We start from the raw sequence: 21,092 nt of genomic DNA on the forward strand, positions 1-21,092 counted from the left end.
GGCACGCGCTAACCAGGTCGGTCAGGCATCGGGTGATCTGGATGACGAGCTCGGTCAGTCACCGGGCTGATCCGGATCCGGAGGGTCGCCGCCCGACGGCCCGCCTGTCGAGGATCCCGAGTCGGTCCGTGAGGGTCGGTCGTCCGGCCGGCGGACGCGCTCGGCCACCCGCTGCCTGAGCGCCTCGTACCGCTCCCGGGTCATCTCGGGTGGTGGCGTGGCCGGCCGCCGGTAAGGGAACGGTGACCGCGACCGCCGGTACCGGTGCCCCGTGGGCGTGCGGATCTCGGCGCTCTCGCCCGCCTCGTCGACCTCGTGGCGCCAACCGGGCCTGATCTTCAGGTAGTAGTGCTCCGCGCACAGCCCGGTGCCGTTGGCGGCGCTCGTCGCCCCGCCCCTCGCGTGCTCGACCACGTGGTCGACGTGCTGGATGGGGGCATTGCAGAAGGGCTCGGTGCACAGGTCGTCGCGCATGAGGATGAGGCGCCGGAGCCCGCCCTCGAACGTGCGACCCTGGGACTCCAGGGACACGACGCCGCCCGTGGCCGGATCGGTCCAGAGGCGACGGAACCAGACCCGACCCGCCTCGCGCACATGGTCCCGCGCCGCCTGTGCCGGCAGCGGCCCCTGGCCGGGCAGCCAGGCCGACTCCCGTCCGCCGGCGAGAGTCTCGCCGGTCATGACGATCGTGAGGTCGACGTCCCGTGGAGCGCTCGACGGCGTCCCGGTCACGTGCTCGACGAGCAGGTCCGCGGCAATCTGGCCCGGTGTGCGTCCATCGGCGTCGCCGGCCGTGACGATGCTCGCGGCCTGCTTGAGCAGCGATGCGTGGACACGGACGGCCTCCGTCATCGGCAGGAGGGCCGTCACGCGGGCCATCGATCCGGTGGCCGGCCGGATGCTCACGTGGCGCTGGCGCTTCTCGCGCAGGCGGCGCAGCTCGGCGGCGTCCTCCTCGCGCTCCTGCGCGGCCTTGCGGGCGTGCCGCCGAACCTGCTTGTCGCCCCAGCCCGGCAGGTCGGGAGCGAGAGCGGCGTCGACCTCTCGGCGGTCCTCAGGAGTGAGGCCGGCCGTCTCCTGGGCGAGGATCGTGGCACGCCACTCGCTGACCAGCCCCTGGGACATGAGGTCGAGGGTGCGGGGGAGCTCGTGGACCAGCGCGCGTGCCAGCCCGAGGTGCTGGTCGCCCCTGCTGGGCGAGTCGTTGCGCGCCAGTGCGACCTCGGCCTTCAGGCCGCGTCCCCGCTCGTCCGCGGGAATGCCACGCATCTCCTCGTCCGCCTCACGCCGCTCGGCGAGATCGGCCGACGCCACGGCCTGGCCGGCGGACGCGACCGCCTTGAGCTCCTCGAGGAACCGGATCTGGTCCACCGCGTCGGCATCGGAGTGGCGTTCGAGCCTGCCGATCGCGTCCCGCAGCGCACGGAGGTCGGCCAGCGTCGGGGGTGGCGGAGGTGTCGCGGTGAGCGCGGCGTCGTGCTCGTCCTGCTCCGTCGTCGTCATCGCCTGCCCCCTCCGCATCGTCGTCGGAACAGAACGCGTGTTCGATATGACTGCCACGCTACCTGCCGGGACTGACATCGAGAGCGGCCGATCCCGCGCCTGTGGATGCGACTGTCACCGGTGGATGTGTGGTGACGGCGTGGCGAGAACCGCGCGGGGGAGCGCGGGACGGCGTGGCGCCACGATCGTCTCAATCGTCGGCGAGCGTGAGAGTGGCGCCCCGTGCGCGACCCACACGTGCCAGTTCCTCCCCGACCTCGTGCGCCGTCGCCGCCTCGCGATCGTCGAACCACTCGACGGACACCTCGTGCCCTCGGAGCCGCCACGTCCCGACGACGACGCCGTCGCGCACGACGAGGTCCGCACCCCTCGACACGGCGGCGCGATGCGCCGTCGGGACGATGCGCTCGTCGGCGGTGCCGGGTCCGAGCACCCACGAGTCGTGGGCCGGCAGCAGGCGCACGACGCCGGACGGCCGGGCCGAGCGGATCTCGTCGAGATCCGCAGGACGCACCCACGAGTCCACGCCGTGCACCGTGACCGGGACCACCTCCGCCGCATCCAGCCAGCGGCGGATCCGGCTGCGCGGCGCGCTCAACCCCTCTCCCAGCCAGTAGAGGAGGTTGGCCTCCGTCGCCGGCGCGTAGGCGGCGAGGTACAGCTCGACCGCGGCGCGACCGGCCGCGTCGATCGCCGCGTCGGAGTCGGCCCCGATGCCGGTCTCGTCGCCCGAATCCGGCGCGAGCCTGAACGTCGCCCGCCCGTCACGAGTCGGCCCGAACGAGAGGTCGCCCCACCAGTGGAGCGGCTTGTACAGGGCGTCCGAGCCGCGCCCGTCGGCGGCCGGGACGAGGTGGGCGAGGGACGGGCTGCCGGCGAGGTGCACGGCGATCTCGTCGCGGCTCGCCGGTCCCTCGCCGAGCAGGTCGCGCACCGCGGCCCGGAAGGGGGCCCAGTCGTCGAGCTCGAACCCCGCCTGACGCTGGTAACGCGCCGACTCCCACACGCGCGTCGTCCGGCGCACCGTCAGCAGCACGGACGCCGCGCGAGCATCCATGACGTACGCGCCGCCGCGGAAGGCGTAGGCGAGCACGAGCTCGTCGTCGTCGAGCGCGGGCCGGAGCATCCCGGGACGCGGCGACGCCAGGCGCACGCCGACGGCCAGGTCGGCGCGATCCGCCGGCCAGCCGCGGAGGGCCACGACCCGTCGTACGACGTCGACCGCGTCCGTCGCGCCCTCGGTGCCGAGCCTGTGCCGGTCGAGCCGCCAGGCGAGTGCCTGGCGGACGTCGAGCCCGATCTCGCGAGTCATCTCTTCGACACTCCCGCCGTCGCCGTCGCCGTCGCCGTCGCCGTCGCCGTCGCCGTCGCCGTCGTCCCGTCCTCGCGTCCTAGGCCACCGGCTCGACCGGCCACGCCCGGGAGATGTGCGCGTCGGCGCGCCCCTTGCCGCGCAGGAACTCCTCGAAGTTCTCGGCCCACTCGGCGTGCCACGCGGCCTGCGACCGGTGCAGGTCGGCTGCCGCCATCTCCGCGACCTGGGGGTACTTGGCCGTCAGTGCCTCGAGCACGGCGAGCGTGTGCGCGACGTCCCCGTCGGCCGTGTGCGCCGCGTCGTTCGCCGCCACGCCGTACGCCTCGCCCATGGCCTCGAGCGTCTTCTTGCCCTTCCTGAACCGCTCGACCTTCCGGTCGACCACCAGTGGGTCGACCACGGGGGAGACGTCCCGGCCGAGCCGGTCCTCGAGCGTGGCCAGCCCGTGCCGGACGAGCTCGGCCCGCAGGATCGACAGGTCGTAGGTCGCGTTGAACGCCACGAGCACCGCACCGGAGCCCAGCGCCCCGGCGATCACCTGCGCGACCTCGTCGAGCACCTGAGCGGGCGGCGCGCCGTGCTCCCGCGCGTACTCGGTGGTGATGCCGTGCACCGCCGTCGCCTGCTCGGGGATCTCGATGCCGGGATCGGCGAGCCACGTCCTCGAGCTGCCGATCGAGCCGTCCGACTCGCGGACGACGAGCGCCGACGTCACGATGCGGTCGTGACCGACGTCGATCCCCGTGGTCTCGGTGTCGAAGCCCAGCCACACGTCCTGCGTCCACCCGGTCATGGATCCTCCTGTCGTCCCGGCCACTGTCGCAGAGCACCCCGACATCGTGCAGGTAGCCTCCACATGTGAGCATCGAGATCGAGATCGGACGCGGTAAGCGGGCCCGCCGCGCATACTCCTTCGACGACGTCGCGGTCGTCCCCTCCCGTCGCACCCGGGACCCGGAGGACGTGTCGATCGCCTGGCAGATCGACGCCTACCACGTCGACATCCCTGTCCTCGCGGCGCCGATGGACTCGGTGATGTCTCCCGCGACGGCCGTCGCGCTCGGACGGTTCGGGGGCATCGGCGTCCTCGACCTCGAGGGCCTGTGGACGCGCTACGAGGACCCCGAGCCCCTGTACGCGGAGATCGCGGGGCTCGACGCCGAGACCGCGATCACGCGCATGAAGGAGATCTACGCCGAGCCGATCAAGGCCGAGCTCATCACCTCGCGCCTGCAGGAGATCCGCGCGGCGGGCGTGACCGTGGCCGGCTCGCTGAGCCCGCAGCGCACCCAGGAGCACTGGCGCACCGTCGTCAGCGCCGGCGTCGACCTGTTCGTCATCCGCGGCACCACGGTCTCCGCCGAGCACGTCTCCTCCGCGGCCGAGCCCCTCAACCTCAAGCGGTTCATCTACGAGCTCGACGTGCCCGTGCTCGTCGGCGGCGCCGCGACCTACACCGCCGCGCTCCACCTCATGCGGACGGGCGCCGCGGGCGTCCTCGTCGGGTTCGGCGGCGGCGCCGCCTCGACGACCCGCCAGTCTCTCGGCATCCACGTGCCCATGGCCTCGGCCATCGCCGACGTCGCCGCCGCGCGCCGCGACTACCTCGACGAGTCCGGCGGGCGTTACGTCCACGTCGTCGCCGACGGCGGGGTCGGCCACTCGGGCAACCTCGTCAAGGCCGTGGCCTGCGGCGCCGACGCCGTCATGCTCGGCGCGGCGCTCGCCCGCGCCGAGGAGGCCCCCGGGCGCGGCTGGCACTGGGGCCCCGAGGCCTACCACCCCGACCTCCCGCGCGGCTCGCGCGTCAAGGTCGGCACCGCCGGGTCGCTCGAGGAGATCCTCCACGGCCCGTCCGACCGCGCGGACGGCACCGTCAACCTCATGGGCGCCCTGCGCCGCGCCATGGCCACGACCGGCTACTCCGACGTCAAGGAGTTCCAGCGGGTCGAGGTCGTCGTCTCGCCCTACCAGGCGTCCTGACCGGGACGCGCGCCAGGCTGGGGGCGCACCTCGCCTGCGCGCCCTCGTCGTCGGGCACCCGCCTTTCTCCCGGGTGCGAGGATGGACCCGGACGGGCGCGCGGACGCGCCTGCGACCCGCGCAGCGAAAGGGATACGACGACGTGACTGAGTACCGGATCGAGCACGACACCATGGGGGAGGTCCGCGTCCCCGCGGACGCCCTGTACGCCGCGCAGACGCAGCGGGCCGTGGAGAACTTCCCGATCTCGGGCAAGACCCTCACGCCGCACCACATCCACGCCATCGGCCAGATCAAGCGCGCCGCGGCGATCGCGAACGCCGAGCTCGGGGTCATCGCCGAGGACGTCTCCGCCGCGATCGTCGCCGCCGCCGAGCAGGTCATCGCCGGCGAGCACGACGCCGAGTTCCCCATCGACGTGTTCCAGACCGGCTCCGGCACGAGCTCGAACATGAACACCAACGAGGTCATCGCGACGATCGCCTCGCGGGACTCCGGCCTCGCCGTGCACCCGAACGACCACGTCAACGCGTCGCAGTCGTCGAACGACACGTTCCCGTCGTCGATCCACATCGCCGCCGTCGGCCTGGCCACGGGCGAGCTGGTCCCGAACCTCACCGTCCTCGCCGAGTCCCTCGAGCGCAAGGCCGAGGAGTTCGCGGACATCGTCAAGTCCGGCCGCACACACCTCATGGATGCCACCCCGATCACGCTCGGGCAGGAGTTCTCCGGCTACGCCCAGCAGATCCGCAACGGCATCGCCCGGATCGAGGCCACCCTCCCGCGCCTGGCCGAGCTCCCGCTGGGCGGCACCGCCGTCGGCACCGGCATCAACACCCCGGAGGGCTTCGCGCCGCGCGTCATCGGCCTCATCGCCGAGAACACCGGACTCCCGCTGACCGAGGCGCCCAACCACTTCGAGGCCCAGGCCGCCCTCGACGCCGCCGTCGAGACCTCGGGCGCCCTGCGCGCGACCGCCGTGTCCCTCACCAAGATCGCCAACGACCTGCGCTGGGGCGGCTCCGGCCCCCGCACCGGCCTCGGCGAGCTCCGCCTGCCCGACCTCCAGCCCGGCTCCTCGATCATGCCCGGCAAGGTCAACCCGGTCCTGCCCGAGGCCGCCGTCATGGTCGCCGCCCAGGTCATCGGCAACGACGCGGCCATCGCCTTCGCCGGCGCCCAGGGCAACTTCGACCTGCTCGTCATGCTGCCGGTGATGGCGCAGAACCTGCTCGAGTCGATGACGATCCTCGGCAACGTCTCGCGCGTGCTCGCCGAGCGGTGCGTCGACGGGCTCGAGGCCGACGAGGAGCGCTGCCTGCGCCTCGCCGAGTCGTCGCCGTCGATCGTCACCCCGCTCAACCGGGTCATCGGTTACGAGGCGGCCGCGGCGATCGCCAAGCACTCGGTGAAGGCCGATCTGACGATCCGTGAGGCCGTCGTCGACCTCGGACACGTCGAGCGCGGCGAGATCACCGAGGCCCAGCTCGACGAGCTCCTCGACGTCCGCTCGATGACGGGTCCGAACAAGGCCTGAGCGGCGGTCGGCGGTTGGTGGTCGCCGGGTGTTCGTCGTCGTCGGGAGTCGCTCGTGGTGCCTTGGTCGAGAGTGCGGTTCAGAGATCTCTGAGCCACACTCTCGACCACTGTCGAACCTCAGGCCCGACGACGATCCTCAGGCCCGACGACGAACCGCAATCTCGGCGGGCCCCAACCGCAATCTCGACGGGCCCCAACCGCAATCTCGACGGGCCCCAACCGCGATCTCGACGACGGAGACCGGGCCCGACGACGACGATCCTCAGGCGCCGCTGACCTCGATCGTATGGCGCGCGATGGCCAGCTCCTCGTTCGTCGGCACGACGAGCACGGTGACGGCCGACCCCGGCGCGCTGATCACGCGCGGCTCGCTCGAGCGCGCGGTGTTGGCGGCGTCGTCGAGCTCGATCCCGAGGAAGCCGAGGGGGGCGAGGACCTCGGCGCGGATCAGCGCGTCGTTCTCGCCCACGCCGGCGGTGAACGTCACCGCGTCGAGCCCACCCATGACGGCCGCGTAGGAGCCGACGTACTTCCGCAGCCGGTGCCCGTACACGTCGAGCGCGAGGCGGGCGTCGGCGTCGCCGGCACCGGCCAGCTCGCGGACCTCACGCATGTCGTTGTGGCCGGTCAGGCCCTTGAGGCCGGACCGCTTGTTGAGCAGGTCGTCGATCTCGTCGACCCCGAGCCCGCCGACCCGGCGCAGGTGGAAGACCACCGCCGGGTCCATGTCGCCGGTGCGCGTGCCCATCACGAGGCCCTCGAGCGGCGTGAGCCCCATCGAGGTGTCGACCGCGCGCCCGCCCACGACCGCCGACGCCGACGCCCCGTTGCCCAGGTGGAGGACGATCTGGCGCAGGTCGTCGCGGCCGAGCATGGTGCTGACGGCGTCGGAGACGAACTGGTGCGAGGTCCCGTGCGCGCCGTACCGCTTGATCGCGTACTTCTTGGCGGTCTCCTTCTCGAGCGCGTAGGTCGCCGCCGCCTCGGGCAGGTCGGCGAAGAACGCGGTGTCGAAGACGGCCACGTGCGGGACGTCGGGCAGCAGCTCGCGCGCCACGCGGATCCCGGCGACGTTCCCGGGGTTGTGCAGCGGCGCCAGCGGGGACAGGGCGTCGATCCGGCTGACTGCGTCGTCGTCGAGCGCGACCGGGCCGGAGAACTCGGCGCCGCCCTGCACGACCCGGTGGCCGACCGCTCGGATCCCGGCGTCGGCGAGGGCCGGCCCGAGCTCGTCGAAGGCCGCGAGGACCGCCGACAGCCCCGCCGTGTGGTCGACCTGCGGCAGGTCGCGCTCGTGCTTCTCGCCGTCGACGGTGTGCCGCAAGTGGCCCGACGGCTCGCCGATGCGCTCGAGCAGGCCGGAGGCGACGACGTCGCCGGAGTCCGGGTCGAGCAGCTGGTACTTGATCGACGACGAGCCCGAGTTGACGACGAGGACGGTGCCGCTCATGCGTTCTCCTTCTGCGCCTGGGCCTGGACGGCCGTGATGGCGACGGTGTTGACGATGTCGCTGACCAGCGCACCGCGTGAGAGGTCGTTGACCGGCTTGTTGAGGCCCTGGAGGACCGGGCCGACGGCGACAGCACCGGCAGATCGTTGGACGGCCTTGTAGGTGTTGTTGCCCGTGTTGAGGTCCGGGAAGATGAACACCGTGGCGCGGCCGGCGACCTCGCTGCCGGGCAGCTTCTTCGAGGCGACGGAGGCATCGACGGCGGCGTCGTACTGGATGGGTCCCTCGACGCTCAGCTCGGCCGCCCGCTCGCGGACGGCCTCCGTGGCGGCGCGCACCTTCTCCACCTCGGCGCCCGCGCCGGACGTCCCGGTCGAGTAGGAGAGCATGGCGATCCGCGGCTCGACCCCGAACTGTGCGGCGGTCTGCGCCGAGCTGATCGCGATGTCCGCGAGCTGGTCGGCGTTCGGGTCGGGGTTGACGGCGCAGTCGCCGTAGACGAGTACGCGGTCCGCCAGGCACATGAGGAACACCGAGCTGACGATCGAGACCCCGGGACGGGTCTTGATGATCTCGAACGACGGCTTGATCGTGTGCGCCGTGGTGTGGGCCGCGCCGGAGACCATGCCGCCGGCGAGCCCGAGGTGGACCATGAGGGTGCCGAAGTAGGAGACGTCCGTGATGACCTCGCGCGCCCGCTCGAGCGTCATGCCCTTGTGCTCGCGCAGTCGCGTGTACTCGGCCGCGAACTCCTCCACGTGCTCCGAGGTGGCGGGGTCGATGACGCGCGCGGCGTCGATGTCGAGGCCGAGCTCGGCGGCCCTCGCCCGCACCTCCGACTCCTTGCCGAGGATCGTCAGGTCCGCGACCTGCCGGGACAGGACGGTCGAGGCCGCGCGCAGGATCCGGTCGTCGTCGCCCTCGGGGAGCACGATGTGCTGCCGGTCGGAGCGGGCGCGGTCGAGCAAGGTGGCCTCGAACATCAGCGGGGTGACCACCTCGCTGGTGGGAACGTCGATGAGGGCGAGGAGCTTCTCGGAGTCGAGGTGCTGCTCGACCACGCCGAGCGCGAGGTCGAGCTTGCGCTGGGTGTTGCGGGAGAGCACGCCCCGCGTGCCCGAGACCTTGAGCGCCGTCTCGAACGTGTCGTCCTCGGTCGTGATGACGGGCAGGCGGTCGACGAGCCCCGACATCAGCTGGCGCACCTGCTCGCTCGGCAGGTGGCCTCCGTTGAGGACGAGGCCGGACAGCGAGGGGAACCCGTCCGCGGCGTGGGAGGCGATGACGGCGAGGACCGCGTCGACCCGGTCGGCGGGCGCGATGACGAGCGTGCCCTCGCGCAGCCGCTCGATGATGTGCTCGGCGTTCATCCCGGTGACGAGGATGTGCTCGGCCTCGCGGGCGAGCAGGTCGGGCTCACCCATGTAGAGCCGCCCGCCGAGGGCCTCGCGCACCTCGTCGACCGTCGGGGCGGAGAGCACGGGGAGCTCGGGCAGCACGCCGGTCTCGAGCTCGTCGTCCGCGAAGGCCGCCCGCACCTCGTCGAGCCGGTCGGACTCGCACCGGTTGACGACCACCCCCACCGTCGTTGCGTGCCCCTGGGCGATCTCGTGCTGCCCGACGGCCACGACCTGCCGGATCTCGTCGATGCTGCGCCCGAGGCCGAGCACCACGAGCAGCACCGGCGCGCCGAGGTTCGCCGCGATCCGCGCGTTCGAGGCGAGCTCCGTCGGCGTCGTCACGTCCGTGTAGTCCGAACCGACCACGACGACGACGTCGGTCTGCCGCGCCACCGCCCGGTACCGCTCGACGATCCTCGTCAGGGCCGCGTCCTCGTCCTCGAACCACTCGTCGTAGGTGACGCCCAGGCACTCGTCGAAGTCGAGGTCGACCGCGTCGTGCTCGAGGAGCAGCTCGAGGACGGAGTCGCGCTTCTCGCGGGACTCCACGAGCGGTCGGAAGACGCCGACCCGGGACGCGCGCCGTGCCAGCTGGTCGACCACCCCGAGCGCGACCAGCGACTTCCCCGTGAACCCCTCGATCGAGGCGATGTACAGGCTCTGGGTCATGCTCAGGGCTCCTATCGGGAGGTGGTGGCTCGCGAGGTCGATGCTTCCAGATCGGCGGCGCGCGTGCGGCACGGGAGTGGCGGGCCACGCAGAGCCCGGACCAGTCAACACCGTGGGCGCTCGCCTACCCTGGGACGATGGACCCCTCGGCCGAACGACCCCACGGCGAGCCGGTGGGCGACGCCGGGCGCGGGGGGCTCGCCGTCGCAGACGAGGGCGCGAGCGCGACGGCGGCACGAACCTCCGCGGACGACGTCACCTCGACGGGGCTCGACCCGGGGACGGACCGCGTGCGTGGGCTCGATCCCTGGCGCGATCCGGCCGCCATCGCCGCCGACGCGGCCGCTGCCGCTGAGGCCAGGGCCGACGCCGCGGCGCGGAAGGGCAGGCGCAAGGGACCGCGACGGCCGCGCGTCTCGGCGGGCGAGCTGTGGCGCTCCGCGATCTCCCCGCGGATGATCGGGCTCCTCGTCCTGCTCATCGCGGCCGCCGTCGTGTGCGTCCAGCTCGCCGCCTGGCAGCTCGACCGCGCCTCCCTGCGTGGGGCGGACCGAGCGATCGCCGCGCACGAGGCCACCCTCGAGGCCGACCCGGTCCCGCTCGACGACGTGCTGCCCGCCCAGTCGAGCTTCTCCATGGACGTCTACGCCACCGGCGTCACGGTGACGGGCGAGTGGGAGCGAGAGAACCAGGTCCTCGTCGTCGACCGGGCCGTCGAGGGCGAGCCAGCGGTCCTCGTCGTCGCCGCCCTGCGCGTGACCGAGGGACCTGACTCGGGTGCCATGATCCCGGTCCTGCGCGGCTGGCTGCCGGAGTCCGACGTCGAGGTGACCGACGCCGGCGCGAGCGTCGCCGCCCCGGCGGCCCTCGAGCTCCCGGACGGCGAGGTCGCCGTCACCGGGCACCTGTCGAACTCCGAGGCGCAGCGCGACGGCGAGACCGCGCCCGGGACCGCCCTGTCGATCTCCACCGCCGGCTTCGCCGGCACGTGGGGCGGGCCGACGTTCTCCGGCTACCTCGTCCAGGGTGCCCACGACGGCGAGCAGTGGGTCCCGCTCGAGGGCGCTCTCGAACAGGCGCCCGACCCCACGATCGCTGTCGAGACCGGCCTCAACCTGCAGAACCTCATGTACGCGATCGAGTGGCTCGTGTTCGGGGGCTTCGCCCTGTGGCTGTGGTGGCGCCTCGTCCGCGACGACGCCCTCGACCGCCGCGACGAGGAGCTGCTGCTCGCGGGTGGCGGCCGGGACCCCGATCGTCGCGACGCCGACGCCGACGCCGACCGGTCCGAGTAGTCCTCCCCGCCGCCCGGGCGGTGACCGCTCCGGCGCCGTCGGTCGCGCCGGCGCCGGGTGAAACGCCGATGTCAGGTGACGCGCCGACGCCAGGCGCGCCGGACGATGCGCCTCCCGGGACGGCTCCTGCTCAGTCCTGCTGCCAGCTCGCCCACAGGGCCGCGTACTCGCCGCCCGCGGCGACCAGCTCGTCGTGCGAGCCGAGCTCGACGATCCGCCCGCCCTCGACGACGGCGACCCGGTCGGCGTCGTGCGCCGTGTGCAGGCGGTGCGCGATCGCGACCACCGTGCGTCCGGCGAGCACGTTCGACAGCGACCGCTCGAGGTGCCGGGCGGCGCGCGGGTCGAGCAGCGAGGTCGCCTCGTCGAGGACGAGCGTGTGCGGGTCGAGCAGGACGAGCCGCGCGAGCGCGAGCTGCTGCGCCTGCGCCGGCGTCAGCTCGAGCGAGCCGGAGCCGACCTCGGTCTGCAGGCCGTCCTCGAGGCGGTCGACCCAGTCGAGCGCGTCGACGGCGTCGAGCGCCCGGCGCATCCCGGCGTCGTCGACACCCGCGTCCGCAAGGCGCAGGTTGTCCGCGAGCGTCCCGACGAACACGTGGTGCTCCTGCGTGACGAGGGCGACCTGGCGGCGCAGCTCCTCCTCGGGCAGGTCGACGAGGCGCACGCCACCGACCGTGACGGAGCCGCCGGTGGGCGGGTGGATGCCGGCGAGCATGCGGCCGAAGGTCGACTTGCCGGCCCCCGACGGGCCGACGATCGCGAGGCGCTCGCCGGGGCGCAGGTCGAGGTCGATCCCGTGCAGGACGTCCTTGCCCTCGACGTAGGCGTACCGCACGCCGCGGGCGGTGAGCTCGGCGCCGCGCGGCCGCTCGTCACGGGCGGTGCGGTCGGGCTCGACGAGGGAGATCCCGAAGATCCGGGCGAGGGAGGCCGCGGCCACCTGGAGCTCGTCGATCCACATGAGGAGCTCGGTGAACGGCGCCCGCACCTGCATCGCGTAGAGCGCCACCGTGGTGACCGCGCCGATCGACGCGAGGTCGTTCTCGATGAGGAACGCGCCCCACACGACGACGGCGCCCAGCGGGAGGACGAAGCTGAGCTCGAGGCTGCGGAACAGGTGCACGCGCAGCCAGATCGTCACGACCTCCCAGTGCCACGCGTCGGCCATCGCGCCGTCCGAGCGGCGCCGGCGCTGCCGCCCCAGGCTCAGGGCGTCGACCGTGCCGGCCTGCTCGACGTTCTCGGTGACGACGCCGTTGATGTCCGCGAAGGCGGCGGAGTCCGCGAGGTAGGCGGGCATGGCCTTGCGCAGGTATCGGCGGGCGCTCCACCACAGCAGGGGCAGCCCGACGAGCAGCCCGATCGCCACCTGCCAGTCGACGAGGAACGCGGCGCCGTAGGTGAGGGCGACCGTCGTGGCGCCGACGAGGAGTGCAGGGATGCCGAAGCGCAGCACCCACTGCACGCGGTCGATGTCGTTCGTCGTGCGGCCGAGCAGGTCGCCGGTCCCGGCGCGCTCGACGGTCGACAGCGGCAGGTGGGTGACCGTGCGGAGGAAGTCCTCGCGCAGCTCGGCGAACAGCTGCTCGCCCAGCACGAGGGAGGCCCGGTGGGCCCAGGCCGCGAGCAGGGTCTGCGCGACCACGGCCGCGACCAGCCAGAGCGCGGTCCGGTCCACCTCGGCGGCCGTCGTCCCGGTGGCGACCGAGTCGACGAGCCGGCCGAGGAGCCACGGCATCGCCAGGGCGGCGACGGCCGCGAGCGACTGGACGAGGACGACGACGGCGAGCTGGCCGGCGTGTCCCTTGAGGAACGCGAGCCCCTGCCGGGTGGTCGTGCGCGTGTCCGCGACGGGCAGCCTCATCGCACGGCCTCCTGCTCGTCGTCGGCCGTGGTCCGCGTGACGACGGACCGGTAGCGGCGGGCCGCGGGGTCGCCCTCGTGCGCCCGGCGGGCCAGCTCGGTGTGCGGGGCGTGCGCGGTGACCCGGCCGCCGTCGAGGAACGCGACGGAGTCGGCGTGCTCGAGCACGAGCGGCGAGGTGGTGACCACCACGGTGGTGCGTCCGGCCCGCCGGGCGGCGAGGGTGGCGGAGATCCGCGCCTCGGTGTGGGCGTCGACCGCCGAGGTGGGCTCGACGAGGACGAGCGCCGGTGCCTCGGTCAGCAGGGCGCGCGCCAGGGCCACGCGCTGGCGCTGGCCGCCGGACAGGGAACGGCCCTTCTCGGCGATCTCGCCGTCGAGCGTGCCGCCGACGGAGTCGAGGACGTCCTGGGCGTCGGCGGCGGCGAGGGCGCCGAGCAGCTCGTCGTCGTCGCCCCGGTCGCGGACGTCGAGCGTCTCGCGCAGCGTGCCGGCGAACAGCTCGGGGGTCGAACCGGCGACGACGACGCGCTCGCGCACCTCGGCCACCGGCAGCCGGTCGACCGGCGTGCCGTCGAGGGTGGCGGGGGAGCGGTCGGTGCCTGGCCGGTCGGCGTCGGGCCGGTCGGGTCCGGGCAGGGGCTCGCTCGCGTCCGGGACCAGCGCGGGGTCGACGAGACCGAGGTCGGACCGCTCCGGGTCGAGCAGCCGGCCGAGGCGCGCGGCGAGCGCGTTCGCGTCCTCGGGCGGGTCGGACACGACGGCGACGAACGTGCCCGCCTCGGCGACGAAGCCCGACGTCGGGTCCACGAGGCGCGCCCCCGTGGTCGCCGGCGCGGGCCACGGGCGCTCGTCCGCGGCCTCCGACTCGGCGAGGGTGCCGGCCGACGGCCCCGTACCGACGACCCGGATGACCTTGTCGGCGCCCACCCGCGCGCGGACGAGGAGCTGGATGAACTGGGTGAACGCCTGGAGCGGGGCCGCCAGGTAGGTGGTGTAGCCGAACAGGGCCACGAGGTCGCCCGGCGACATCTCGCCGGACAGCGCGAGGTGCGCGCCGAACCAGACGACGAACGCGACGAACAGGCCCGGCAGGAGGACCTGGAGACCGCGCATCGAGGCGGCGATCGTCGCCACCGAGACCCCGGCCGCCCGCACCTCCTGGGAGCGGGTGGCGTACCGGTCGGTGAAGACGTCCTCGCCGCCGATGCCGCGCAGGACCCGCAGGCCCGCCACCGTGTCGGTCGCGAGAGCGCCGAGGCGGCCCTGGGCCTCGCGCTGGACGCGCTGCCGGGTCTGGAGCGGGCGGACGAGCAGCGCGACGAGCACCGAGACGAGCGGCATGCCGACGAGCACGACGACGCCGAGCACGACCGAGGACCGCAGGAGCACCAGCGCCACGAACAGGACGCCCGCGAGGGAACCGACGAACCGCTGGGCCATCTCGAAGACGTTGCCGATGTGGAACGTGTCGTTCGTGATGGTCGCGACCACCTCGCCGGTCGCGGCACGGCGCGTGACGTTCGGGCCGATCCGCGTGACGTGGTGGCCGACGAGACGCCCCGTGTGGAACGTGCCGTAGACCCACGCGAGGGTCTCGAACAGGTGCCCGTAGGCGGAGGTGAGGGTCGCGGCGACGCCGACGAGCAGGACCGCTCCCGCGCCCCACCAGGTCGCCGCCGAGAGGCCGTCGGTGAGCCCGGCGTCCAGCGCGCGGCCGAGCACGAGCGGGATCGCCGCCGTCGAGAGGTTGCGTGCCACGCCGAACAGGACCGCGATCACGAGGGTGAGCCGCTGCCTGCGTGCGAGCCACAGCAGGAGCGCGTTCGCGGAGGTCAGCGGCGGCGTCCCGGGGTGGTCGATGGGCATGGTCAGCACCCCCGGGACGCTACGCCGCGCCCCCGACACCGGCCATCGGATTTGGGGTGACGGCCGACTCACCCGCACCGACCCAGGTCCGGGGGACAATGGGCCCATGTCGGAGACCGGTCCCACCACCACCTCGGCCGAGGCGCGAGCCGCCGGTCAGGCGGCCGCGCAGGCCGCCGAGACCAGGGCACACCGCGCGTTCGGCTGGTACCGCGCGATGGCGTTCGTCACGGGCGTCATGCTGCTCGTGCTCACCGCCGAGATGGTGCTCAAGTACGTGTTCGGCGTCGCCGGCTACGAGGACGAGACGAAGTGGTGGACCGCTCGGCCCGTCATGGGTGCGTGGGTGGCGATCCTGCACGGCTGGATCTACGTCGTCTACGCGGCCACCGTGCTCAATCTCTGGTCGGTCATGCGCTGGGGACTCGGCCGGGTGGTCGCCCTCGTGGCCGCCGGCGTCGTCCCCGTCCTGTCCTTCGTCCTCGAGCGCAAGGCGCACGGCTGGGTCGAGGCCGACCTGCCCGCCGTCACGGGACGTGCCCGGGTGGTCGCCGAGCGTCGGACTACCCTGGGCCGGTGAGCACGGACGCGCCGGACACCGCCGGCACCACGAACCACCGCCCGGTCCTCGTCGTCGACTTCGGCGCCCAGTACGCCCAGCTCATCGCGCGGCGCGTACGCGAGGCGAACGTCCTGTCCGAGGTGGTGCCCCACACCGCCTCGGTCGACGACATGCTCGCCAAGGAGCCCGCGGCGATCATCCTCTCCGGCGGCCCGTCCTCGGTGTACGCCGACGGCGCCCCGGGGGTCGACCCCGCGCTGTTCGACGCCGGGGTCCCGGTCCTCGGGATCTGCTACGGATTCCAGGCGATGGCCCAGGCGCTCGGTGGCACCGTCGACCGGACCGGCGAGCGCGAGTACGGCGGCACGATCGTGCGCGTCGCCGAGGAGCGCGAGGGCTCGACCCTGCTCGACGGCTCGGACGACGTCCAGACCGTGTGGATGTCCCACGGCGACGCCGTGTCGCAGGCTCCCGCCGGCTTCGAGGTCCTCGCGACCTCGACCGGGGCGCCCGTCGCGGCCTTCGAGGACCGGGAACGCCGGCTCTACGGCGTCCAGTGGCACCCCGAGGTCCACCACACCGAGCACGGGCAGACCCTGCTCACCCGCTTCCTGCGCGAGGGTGCCCGCGTCGACGCCGACTGGACGCCCGCCTCCGTCCTCGCCGAGCAGGTCGAGGCGATCCGCGCCCAGGTCGGCGACTCCCGCGTCATCTGCGGCCTCTCCGGCGGCGTCGACTCCTCCGTGGCCGCGGCGCTCGTCCAGCGCGCCGTCGGCGACCAGCTGACCTGCGTGTTCGTCGACCACGGGCTGCTGCGCTCCGGCGAGGCCGAGCAGGTCGAGCGCGACTTCGTCGCCGCGACCGGCGTCGACCTGCGGGTCGTCGACGCCTCGGAGACGTTCCTCGAGGCGCTCGCCGGCGTCACCGACCCAGAGCAGAAGCGCAAGATCATCGGCCGGGAGTTCATCCGCACCTTCGAGGAGGCGGCCGCGTCGATCGTCGCCGAGGCGGGGCACGGTGGGGCCGAGGTGAAGTTCCTCGTCCAGGGCACGCTCTACCCGGACGTCGTCGAGTCAGGCGGCGGCGAGGGTGCGGCCACCATCAAGTCGCACCACAACGTCGGCGGGCTGCCGGAGGACATGACGTTCGAGCTCGTCGAGCCGCTCCGCCTGCTGTTCAAGGACGAGGTCCGGGCCGTCGGCCGCGAGCTCGGCGTCCCCGAGGCCATCGTGTCCCGCCAGCCCTTCCCCGGGCCCGGGCTCGGTATCCGGATCGTCGGCGAGGTGACCCGCGAGCGCCTCGACATCCTGCGCGCCGCCGACCTCGTCGCCCGCGAGGAGCTCACCGCCGCCGGACTCGACGAGTCGATCTGGCAGTGCCCGGTCGTGCTCCTCGCCGACGTCCGCTCGGTGGGTGTCCAGGGCGACGGCCGCACGTACGGACACCCGATCGTGCTGCGCCCCGTGACGAGCGAGGACGCGATGACCGCCGACTGGTCGCGCGTGCCCTACGACGTCCTCGCCCGCATCTCGACCCGCATCACCAACTCCGTCCCGGAGGTCAACCGGGTGGTCCTCGACGTCACGTCGAAGCCCCCGGGCACCATCGAGTGGGAGTGACGCCGGGCGGGTGCCCGGCGTCACGCGCGTCGTTCGTCGTCGGGCAGTGCTCCGACCTCGGCCGACGTGAGTGACCTCTCCGGGCCCGGCCGACCGTTCTGACACGGTGACAGATAATCTGGATGCATGGACATCGTCACCGGCATCCTCCTCGTCATCCACCTCCTCGGCTGGGCGATGGCCCTCGGCATGGCGATCGCGGGCATGCGCGGCGGCGAGCTCCCCAAGGGGGCGACCCACGGCGTGCTCACGGCCCTCGTGGCCGGCATCCTGCTCGTCGGCATGGCCGAGATGGGTGACGGCGACGTCAACCACATGAAGATCGGCGTCAAGGCGCTCGTCGCGATCGGCGCGACCGTCGTCGCGTTCCTCGGCGACCGCGACCGCAAGGCCGGCAAGAAGGGGTCGCCGATGATCCCCACGCTCGCGGGCCTCATCGTCGTCAACGTCGCTGTCGCGGTGCTCTGGAACTGACCCCTGCGTACGATCTGAGCCGCGCGGCCGACCGGCGCGCGTCCTCGAGGCAGGAGCGCGACCATGGCCGAGCTGCTCACGATCCTCGCGATCGTCGTCGGGCTGGCGGGTGTCGTCAGCCAGGTCTTCCCCGGCGGCACGATCGTGGCCGGCGCCGTGGCGATCTGGGGCTGGTACCAGGGCGGGACGCTCGGCTGGACGGTGGCGATCGTCGCCGTCGTCGCCATGGTCGTGGCGATGGTGCTCAAGTACGTCCTCGCGGCGCGATACATGGAACGCGGCGGGGTCAAGAGCTCGACGCTCGTGATCGCGGCGATCGCCGGGGTCGTCGGCTTCTTCGTCGTCCCGGTGGTCGGGATGTTCCTCTTCTTCGTCGGCGCCGTGTTCCTCATCGAGCTCGGCCGCGCCCGAAGCGCCGCGCGCGCATGGCCGGCGACCGTCCGGGCGCTCGAGGCTGCCGGGCTGACGATCCTCATCGAGCTCGCGGATGCGATGGTCGCCGTCGGGGCGTTCGTCGTGGGATGGATCGTGCGGTAGTCCCGAGTGGGCATCGGTCTGTCACGAGACCTCCCGCGGACGGCACCAGGTGGGAGGCTGTCAGGCATGACGGGCGACGGACGGCGCGGCGGGAAGCACGTGGACGGGGGCCGAGCACATGCCCGCGCCCGGGCCGGGCTGGTGTCGCTCCTGCTCGTGCCCGCACTCGCCGCGTGCGGATCGTCCGGAGACGACGGGACGACGACACCGGGCGACGTGCCGTCTGCCGGCACCGCCACGGCGGAGTCGCCGACCGTGACCGAGCCGCACGGTGGTGAGGGCCCGACGGGTCCGCCCGTGCCCGCGCGCACGGTCGCAGAGACGGCACAGCCCGGCGACGTGGTGGTCGTCGACGCGGCACTGGTCGAGGACGAACGCGCCGAGCTGTGCGATGTCGTCGGGGAGACGTACCCGCCCGTCTGCTCGCCGGCGATCCTCGAGCTGACCGGTGCTCCGCTCGACGACCTCAACCTGTTCGAGGCGTCGGGCGTGCGGTGGGGAGGCGTCGTCATCGTTGTCGAGGTCGTCGACGAGGACACGGTCGCCTACGTCGACGTGATCGAGCAGAACGAGACGCCGTCCGGGGCTCCCGCGCCGCGCGAGACATGGACCGTCACGGACGCCCTCGAGATCGCGGAGCCGAACCTCGGGCTCGTCGTCGACGGCGTCCTCGTCACCACGGACGCACCCGCGGGTTCGGCGTACGTGTGCGACGAGGTCACGGGGACGGAACCGCCCGCGTGCGACGAGCCCCGGATCGAGGTCTCCGAGGTGCCGCTCGACCAGCTCGACCTCGACGTCTCGGGTGGCGAGCGCAGCGGTCCGGTGCGGCTGTCGATCGGGTTCGTCGACGACGGCACGGCGGTATTCCTCCGGGAGCACTAGACGGTCGCTCGTCTACCGGGCCTCGGGTTCCGCACGGTCGACGACGACGGCCACCTGGGTGCGGTTCGTCGCTCCGAGCTTGGCCTGCACGCTGCTGAGGTGCGACTTCACGGTCGTCTCGCCGAGGTGCAGCCTGCGCGCGATCTCGGCGTTGCCGTCCCCGCGGGCCACGAGCAGGGCCACCTCGAGCTCGCGACCCGTCAGGGTCGCCAACGCCGCGCGCGCCTCCCTGCGTCGGTCGCCACCGGCGTCGCGGATCCGCCGGAGCACGCCCGGCTGGACGCTCGGCGAGATCGCCCCGTGCCCGGCGGCCACCGCGTGGACCGAGGCAAGGATCTCCGCCGGCTCGGCCGTCTTGAGGAGGTAGCCGTCGGCGCCGGCCTGCAGTGCCGCGTCGACACTGGTGTCCAGGTCCCACGTGGTGAGGACGAGGACCGCCGGCGGCGATGGCCGTGCGCGGATCGCACGGGTGGCGGCCACGCCGTCCGTCCCGGGCATCGTCAGGTCCATGAGGACGACGTCCGGGTGGTGCGCGATGACCTCGTCGAGCGCCGCAGCGCCGTCGGTCGCCTCCCCGACCACCTCGAGCGTCGGGTCCGTCCCGATGATCCGTCGCACGAGGGTGCGCACCATCGGGTCGTCGTCGACGAGCACGCGGACCGGCGGGGACACCCGAGCAGTCTAGGAGCGGCCCCCGACATCGTTCACCGGCCACGGGAGGTGGACGGTCACCCGGAAGCGGTCGCCGTCGACCCCGTACCGGACGGATCCACCGAGCAGCTCGGCGCGCTCGACGATGCCGACCAGGCCGGAGGAGCTGCCGTCCGCGTGCCACTCGCCCGGCGAGGCCGCCGGGGCCGGCACGCGGTTCGCGCCCTCGATCTCGACCCCGTGCCCCGGACCACCGGTGACGCGCAGGCGGAGGATCTCACCCGGGGCGTGCTTGCGCGCGTTCGTCATGATCTCGGTGGTGATGCGGTGCACCGCGCGGGCGAGCGTGGCGGGGGCGGACGCGCCGTCGTCGATCCGCACGGTGGCCGAGAGGAGCTGCCCGGCGTCGGCGGACTCGTCGAGCACGGTCTGCAGGTGGTCGAGCGTGACGACCGGCTCGGGGGTGGGCTCGCGGAGCATGCCGACCAGCGAGCGGAGGTCCTCCGTGGCGGCAGCGGCCTGCGAGCGGACGCGGGCCGCCGACTCCGCCAGGCGGGGGTCGTCCTGCACCTCGAGCTGGAGCGCGCCGGCCTCGAGGCTGAGCAGGGAGAGCCGGTGCCCGATCCCGTCGTGGATCTCCCGGGCGACCTGCTCGCGCTCGGCCGTGCGGGACGCGGTGGTCACGGCGTCGTCGCGCTCGCGGCGCGCGTCGGTCTCGGCGGTCCGTGCCTGCTGCGCGGCGCTGCGGGCGGCCTCGGCGGCGGCGCGGGCCCGTCGGGCGTCCGCCCGTGAGCGACGCAGCAGGCCGATCCCGATCGCCGACCCGACGGCGAGCGCCACGAAGAGTGCGACACCCGGCCACGGCGCCGGGGCCGGTGCATGGTCCGACGGTGAGCTCGCGAGCATCACCCGTACCCACGAGGTCCACGTCGTCTGCCCGAGCAGGTCCCGCCACGTGCAGACCACGGTCGCCAGTGCGACGACCGAGCAGGCGAGCACCGGGCGGTCGAGCCGGCGGTGGGACAGGTGGCTCGAGAGGACGACGAGCGCGGCGAGCGGGGAGAACGGCAGCACGAGGGCGATCGCCGTCACCACCACGAGCGTCGCCGTCGGCCGACGGGCTCGGGCGCGCAGCACCAGGCCGTGCAGCATCGCCCCGAACATGAGCGCCATCAGCACGCCGACCTTCCAGCCGGCGACCGTGTCCGGGTCCTCCTCCATCCAGTCCCGCACCCACGGCGTGTAGATGAGGTCCATCAGGGCGACGACCGCCAGGACCACGCCGAGCACGAGCCCGCGTGCCGGGCGCAGCACACGACGACCGACGACGTCGCGCCGCGACGCGCCAGCACGGCCGGCCGGTCCGGCGCTCGCGGCAGACCGTCCGGCGGCGTTCGACATGGGCATGGCGGACATTGTCGCCGCAGGCGCCGACGCCGACCCCCTCCGGACGGTCCGGCAGGGCCGACCGATCGGAG

17 protein-coding genes are annotated in these 21,092 nt (G+C 73.4%); 8 read left to right on the plus strand and 9 right to left on the minus strand.

What is annotated here, in order from left to right; translation table 11 throughout:
- Positions 1-54: 54 nt before the first annotated feature.
- The 3 genes from AC24FB_RS11285 to AC24FB_RS11295 all read right to left on the minus strand — a co-directional run bounded on the left by AC24FB_RS11285 (position 55) and on the right by AC24FB_RS11295 (position 3,611).
- Positions 55-1,503 carry an HNH endonuclease gene (locus AC24FB_RS11285; protein ID WP_425713528.1) on the minus strand — a complete coding sequence of 483 codons (1,449 nt, stop codon included), beginning with the start codon at positions 1,501-1,503 and terminating at the stop codon, positions 55-57.
- 190 nt (positions 1,504-1,693) lie between these two features.
- Positions 1,694-2,815, minus strand: a complete 1,122-nt coding sequence (locus AC24FB_RS11290) for a DNA glycosylase AlkZ-like family protein (protein ID WP_425713527.1) — start codon at positions 2,813-2,815, stop codon at positions 1,694-1,696.
- 79 nt (positions 2,816-2,894) lie between these two features.
- On the minus strand, positions 2,895-3,611 hold the full coding sequence (locus AC24FB_RS11295; protein WP_425713526.1) for an exonuclease domain-containing protein: 717 nt from the start codon (positions 3,609-3,611) through the stop codon (positions 2,895-2,897).
- A 65-nt stretch (positions 3,612-3,676) separates the two neighbouring features.
- Between AC24FB_RS11295 and AC24FB_RS11300 the strand changes: the two genes are divergently transcribed.
- Positions 3,677-4,801 carry a GuaB3 family IMP dehydrogenase-related protein gene (locus tag AC24FB_RS11300; protein ID WP_425713525.1) on the plus strand — a complete coding sequence of 375 codons (1,125 nt, stop codon included), beginning with the start codon at positions 3,677-3,679 and terminating at the stop codon, positions 4,799-4,801.
- 172 nt (positions 4,802-4,973) lie between these two features.
- Positions 4,974-6,338 (plus strand): class II fumarate hydratase, encoded by a 1,365-nt coding sequence (locus AC24FB_RS11305; protein WP_487561470.1) that lies wholly within the window; start codon positions 4,974-4,976, stop codon positions 6,336-6,338.
- Between the two features lie 264 nt (positions 6,339-6,602).
- On the opposite strand, the gene AC24FB_RS11310 is transcribed toward AC24FB_RS11305, so the two are convergent.
- A complete protein-coding gene (locus AC24FB_RS11310) occupies positions 6,603-7,790 on the minus strand; it encodes an acetate/propionate family kinase (RefSeq protein ID WP_425713523.1) in 1,188 nt (395 codons plus the stop codon).
- Positions 7,787-9,859, minus strand: coding sequence for a phosphate acetyltransferase (pta, locus tag AC24FB_RS11315; RefSeq protein WP_425713522.1), 2,073 nt, complete (start codon positions 9,857-9,859; stop codon positions 7,787-7,789). The genes AC24FB_RS11310 and pta overlap by 4 nt, the downstream gene beginning before the upstream one ends.
- A gap of 137 nt (positions 9,860-9,996) precedes the next feature.
- Between pta and AC24FB_RS11320 the strand changes: the two genes are divergently transcribed.
- Positions 9,997-11,154 carry an SURF1 family protein gene (locus AC24FB_RS11320; RefSeq protein ID WP_425713521.1) on the plus strand — a complete coding sequence of 386 codons (1,158 nt, stop codon included), beginning with the start codon at positions 9,997-9,999 and terminating at the stop codon, positions 11,152-11,154.
- A 130-nt stretch (positions 11,155-11,284) separates the two neighbouring features.
- Here the strand turns inward: AC24FB_RS11320 and AC24FB_RS11325 are convergent, their stop codons facing one another.
- A complete protein-coding gene (locus tag AC24FB_RS11325) occupies positions 11,285-13,018 on the minus strand; it encodes an ABC transporter ATP-binding protein (protein ID WP_425713520.1) in 1,734 nt (577 codons plus the stop codon).
- Entirely contained in the window at positions 13,015-14,886 is a 1,872-nt protein-coding gene (locus AC24FB_RS11330) for an ABC transporter transmembrane domain-containing protein (RefSeq protein ID WP_425713780.1), read from the minus strand. Before AC24FB_RS11330 ends, AC24FB_RS11325 begins: the two co-directional genes overlap by 4 nt.
- 106 nt (positions 14,887-14,992) lie before the next feature.
- Here AC24FB_RS11330 and AC24FB_RS11335 point away from each other — a divergent pair, with 106 nt between their 5' ends.
- The 5 genes from AC24FB_RS11335 (at position 14,993) to AC24FB_RS11355 (ending at position 18,963) form a co-directional block, all read left to right on the plus strand.
- A complete protein-coding gene (locus AC24FB_RS11335) occupies positions 14,993-15,466 on the plus strand; it encodes a DUF3817 domain-containing protein (RefSeq protein WP_425713519.1) in 474 nt (157 codons plus the stop codon).
- A complete protein-coding gene (gene guaA / locus AC24FB_RS11340; RefSeq protein ID WP_425713518.1) occupies positions 15,463-17,067 on the plus strand; it encodes a glutamine-hydrolyzing GMP synthase in 1,605 nt (534 codons plus the stop codon). Before AC24FB_RS11335 ends, guaA begins: the two co-directional genes overlap by 4 nt.
- 126 nt (positions 17,068-17,193) lie before the next feature.
- Positions 17,194-17,541 (plus strand): hypothetical protein, encoded by a 348-nt coding sequence (locus tag AC24FB_RS11345; RefSeq protein WP_425713517.1) that lies wholly within the window; start codon positions 17,194-17,196, stop codon positions 17,539-17,541.
- Between the two features lie 63 nt (positions 17,542-17,604).
- On the plus strand, positions 17,605-18,078 hold the full coding sequence (locus AC24FB_RS11350) for a DUF456 domain-containing protein (RefSeq protein ID WP_425713516.1): 474 nt from the start codon (positions 17,605-17,607) through the stop codon (positions 18,076-18,078).
- Positions 18,079-18,144: 66 nt separating this feature from the next.
- Complete coding sequence (locus AC24FB_RS11355) at positions 18,145-18,963, plus strand: hypothetical protein (RefSeq protein WP_425713515.1); 819 nt, start codon at positions 18,145-18,147, stop codon at positions 18,961-18,963.
- A gap of 12 nt (positions 18,964-18,975) precedes the next feature.
- Here the strand turns inward: AC24FB_RS11355 and AC24FB_RS11360 are convergent, their stop codons facing one another.
- Positions 18,976-19,635, minus strand: coding sequence for a response regulator (locus AC24FB_RS11360; protein WP_425713514.1), 660 nt, complete (start codon positions 19,633-19,635; stop codon positions 18,976-18,978).
- A 9-nt stretch (positions 19,636-19,644) separates the two neighbouring features.
- Entirely contained in the window at positions 19,645-21,021 is a 1,377-nt protein-coding gene (locus AC24FB_RS11365) for a sensor histidine kinase (protein WP_425713513.1), read from the minus strand.
- Positions 21,022-21,092 lie beyond the last annotated feature (71 nt).

The organism is Georgenia sp. Z1344, assembly GCF_057652375.1.

What these genes read in the sequence shown, in the direction of transcription:
- AC24FB_RS11285 (WP_425713528.1), bottom strand. Translation starts at nt 1,503, where the DNA reads ATGACGACGACGGAGCAGGACGAGCACGACGCCGCGCTCACCGCGACA.
- AC24FB_RS11290 (WP_425713527.1), bottom strand. Translation starts at nt 2,815, where the DNA reads ATGACTCGCGAGATCGGGCTCGACGTCCGCCAGGCACTCGCCTGGCGG.
- AC24FB_RS11295 (WP_425713526.1), bottom strand. Translation starts at nt 3,611, where the DNA reads ATGACCGGGTGGACGCAGGACGTGTGGCTGGGCTTCGACACCGAGACC.
- AC24FB_RS11305 (WP_487561470.1), top strand. Translation starts at nt 4,974, where the DNA reads ATGGGGGAGGTCCGCGTCCCCGCGGACGCCCTGTACGCCGCGCAGACG.
- AC24FB_RS11310 (WP_425713523.1), bottom strand. Translation starts at nt 7,790, where the DNA reads ATGAGCGGCACCGTCCTCGTCGTCAACTCGGGCTCGTCGTCGATCAAG.
- pta (WP_425713522.1), bottom strand. Translation starts at nt 9,859, where the DNA reads ATGACCCAGAGCCTGTACATCGCCTCGATCGAGGGGTTCACGGGGAAG.
- AC24FB_RS11320 (WP_425713521.1), top strand. Translation starts at nt 9,997, where the DNA reads ATGGACCCCTCGGCCGAACGACCCCACGGCGAGCCGGTGGGCGACGCC.
- AC24FB_RS11325 (WP_425713520.1), bottom strand. Translation starts at nt 13,018, where the DNA reads ATGAGGCTGCCCGTCGCGGACACGCGCACGACCACCCGGCAGGGGCTC.
- AC24FB_RS11330 (WP_425713780.1), bottom strand. Translation starts at nt 14,886, where the DNA reads ATGCCCATCGACCACCCCGGGACGCCGCCGCTGACCTCCGCGAACGCG.
- AC24FB_RS11335 (WP_425713519.1), top strand. Translation starts at nt 14,993, where the DNA reads ATGTCGGAGACCGGTCCCACCACCACCTCGGCCGAGGCGCGAGCCGCC.
- AC24FB_RS11345 (WP_425713517.1), top strand. Translation starts at nt 17,194, where the DNA reads ATGGACATCGTCACCGGCATCCTCCTCGTCATCCACCTCCTCGGCTGG.
- AC24FB_RS11350 (WP_425713516.1), top strand. Translation starts at nt 17,605, where the DNA reads ATGGCCGAGCTGCTCACGATCCTCGCGATCGTCGTCGGGCTGGCGGGT.
- AC24FB_RS11355 (WP_425713515.1), top strand. Translation starts at nt 18,145, where the DNA reads ATGACGGGCGACGGACGGCGCGGCGGGAAGCACGTGGACGGGGGCCGA.
- AC24FB_RS11365 (WP_425713513.1), bottom strand. Translation starts at nt 21,021, where the DNA reads ATGCCCATGTCGAACGCCGCCGGACGGTCTGCCGCGAGCGCCGGACCG.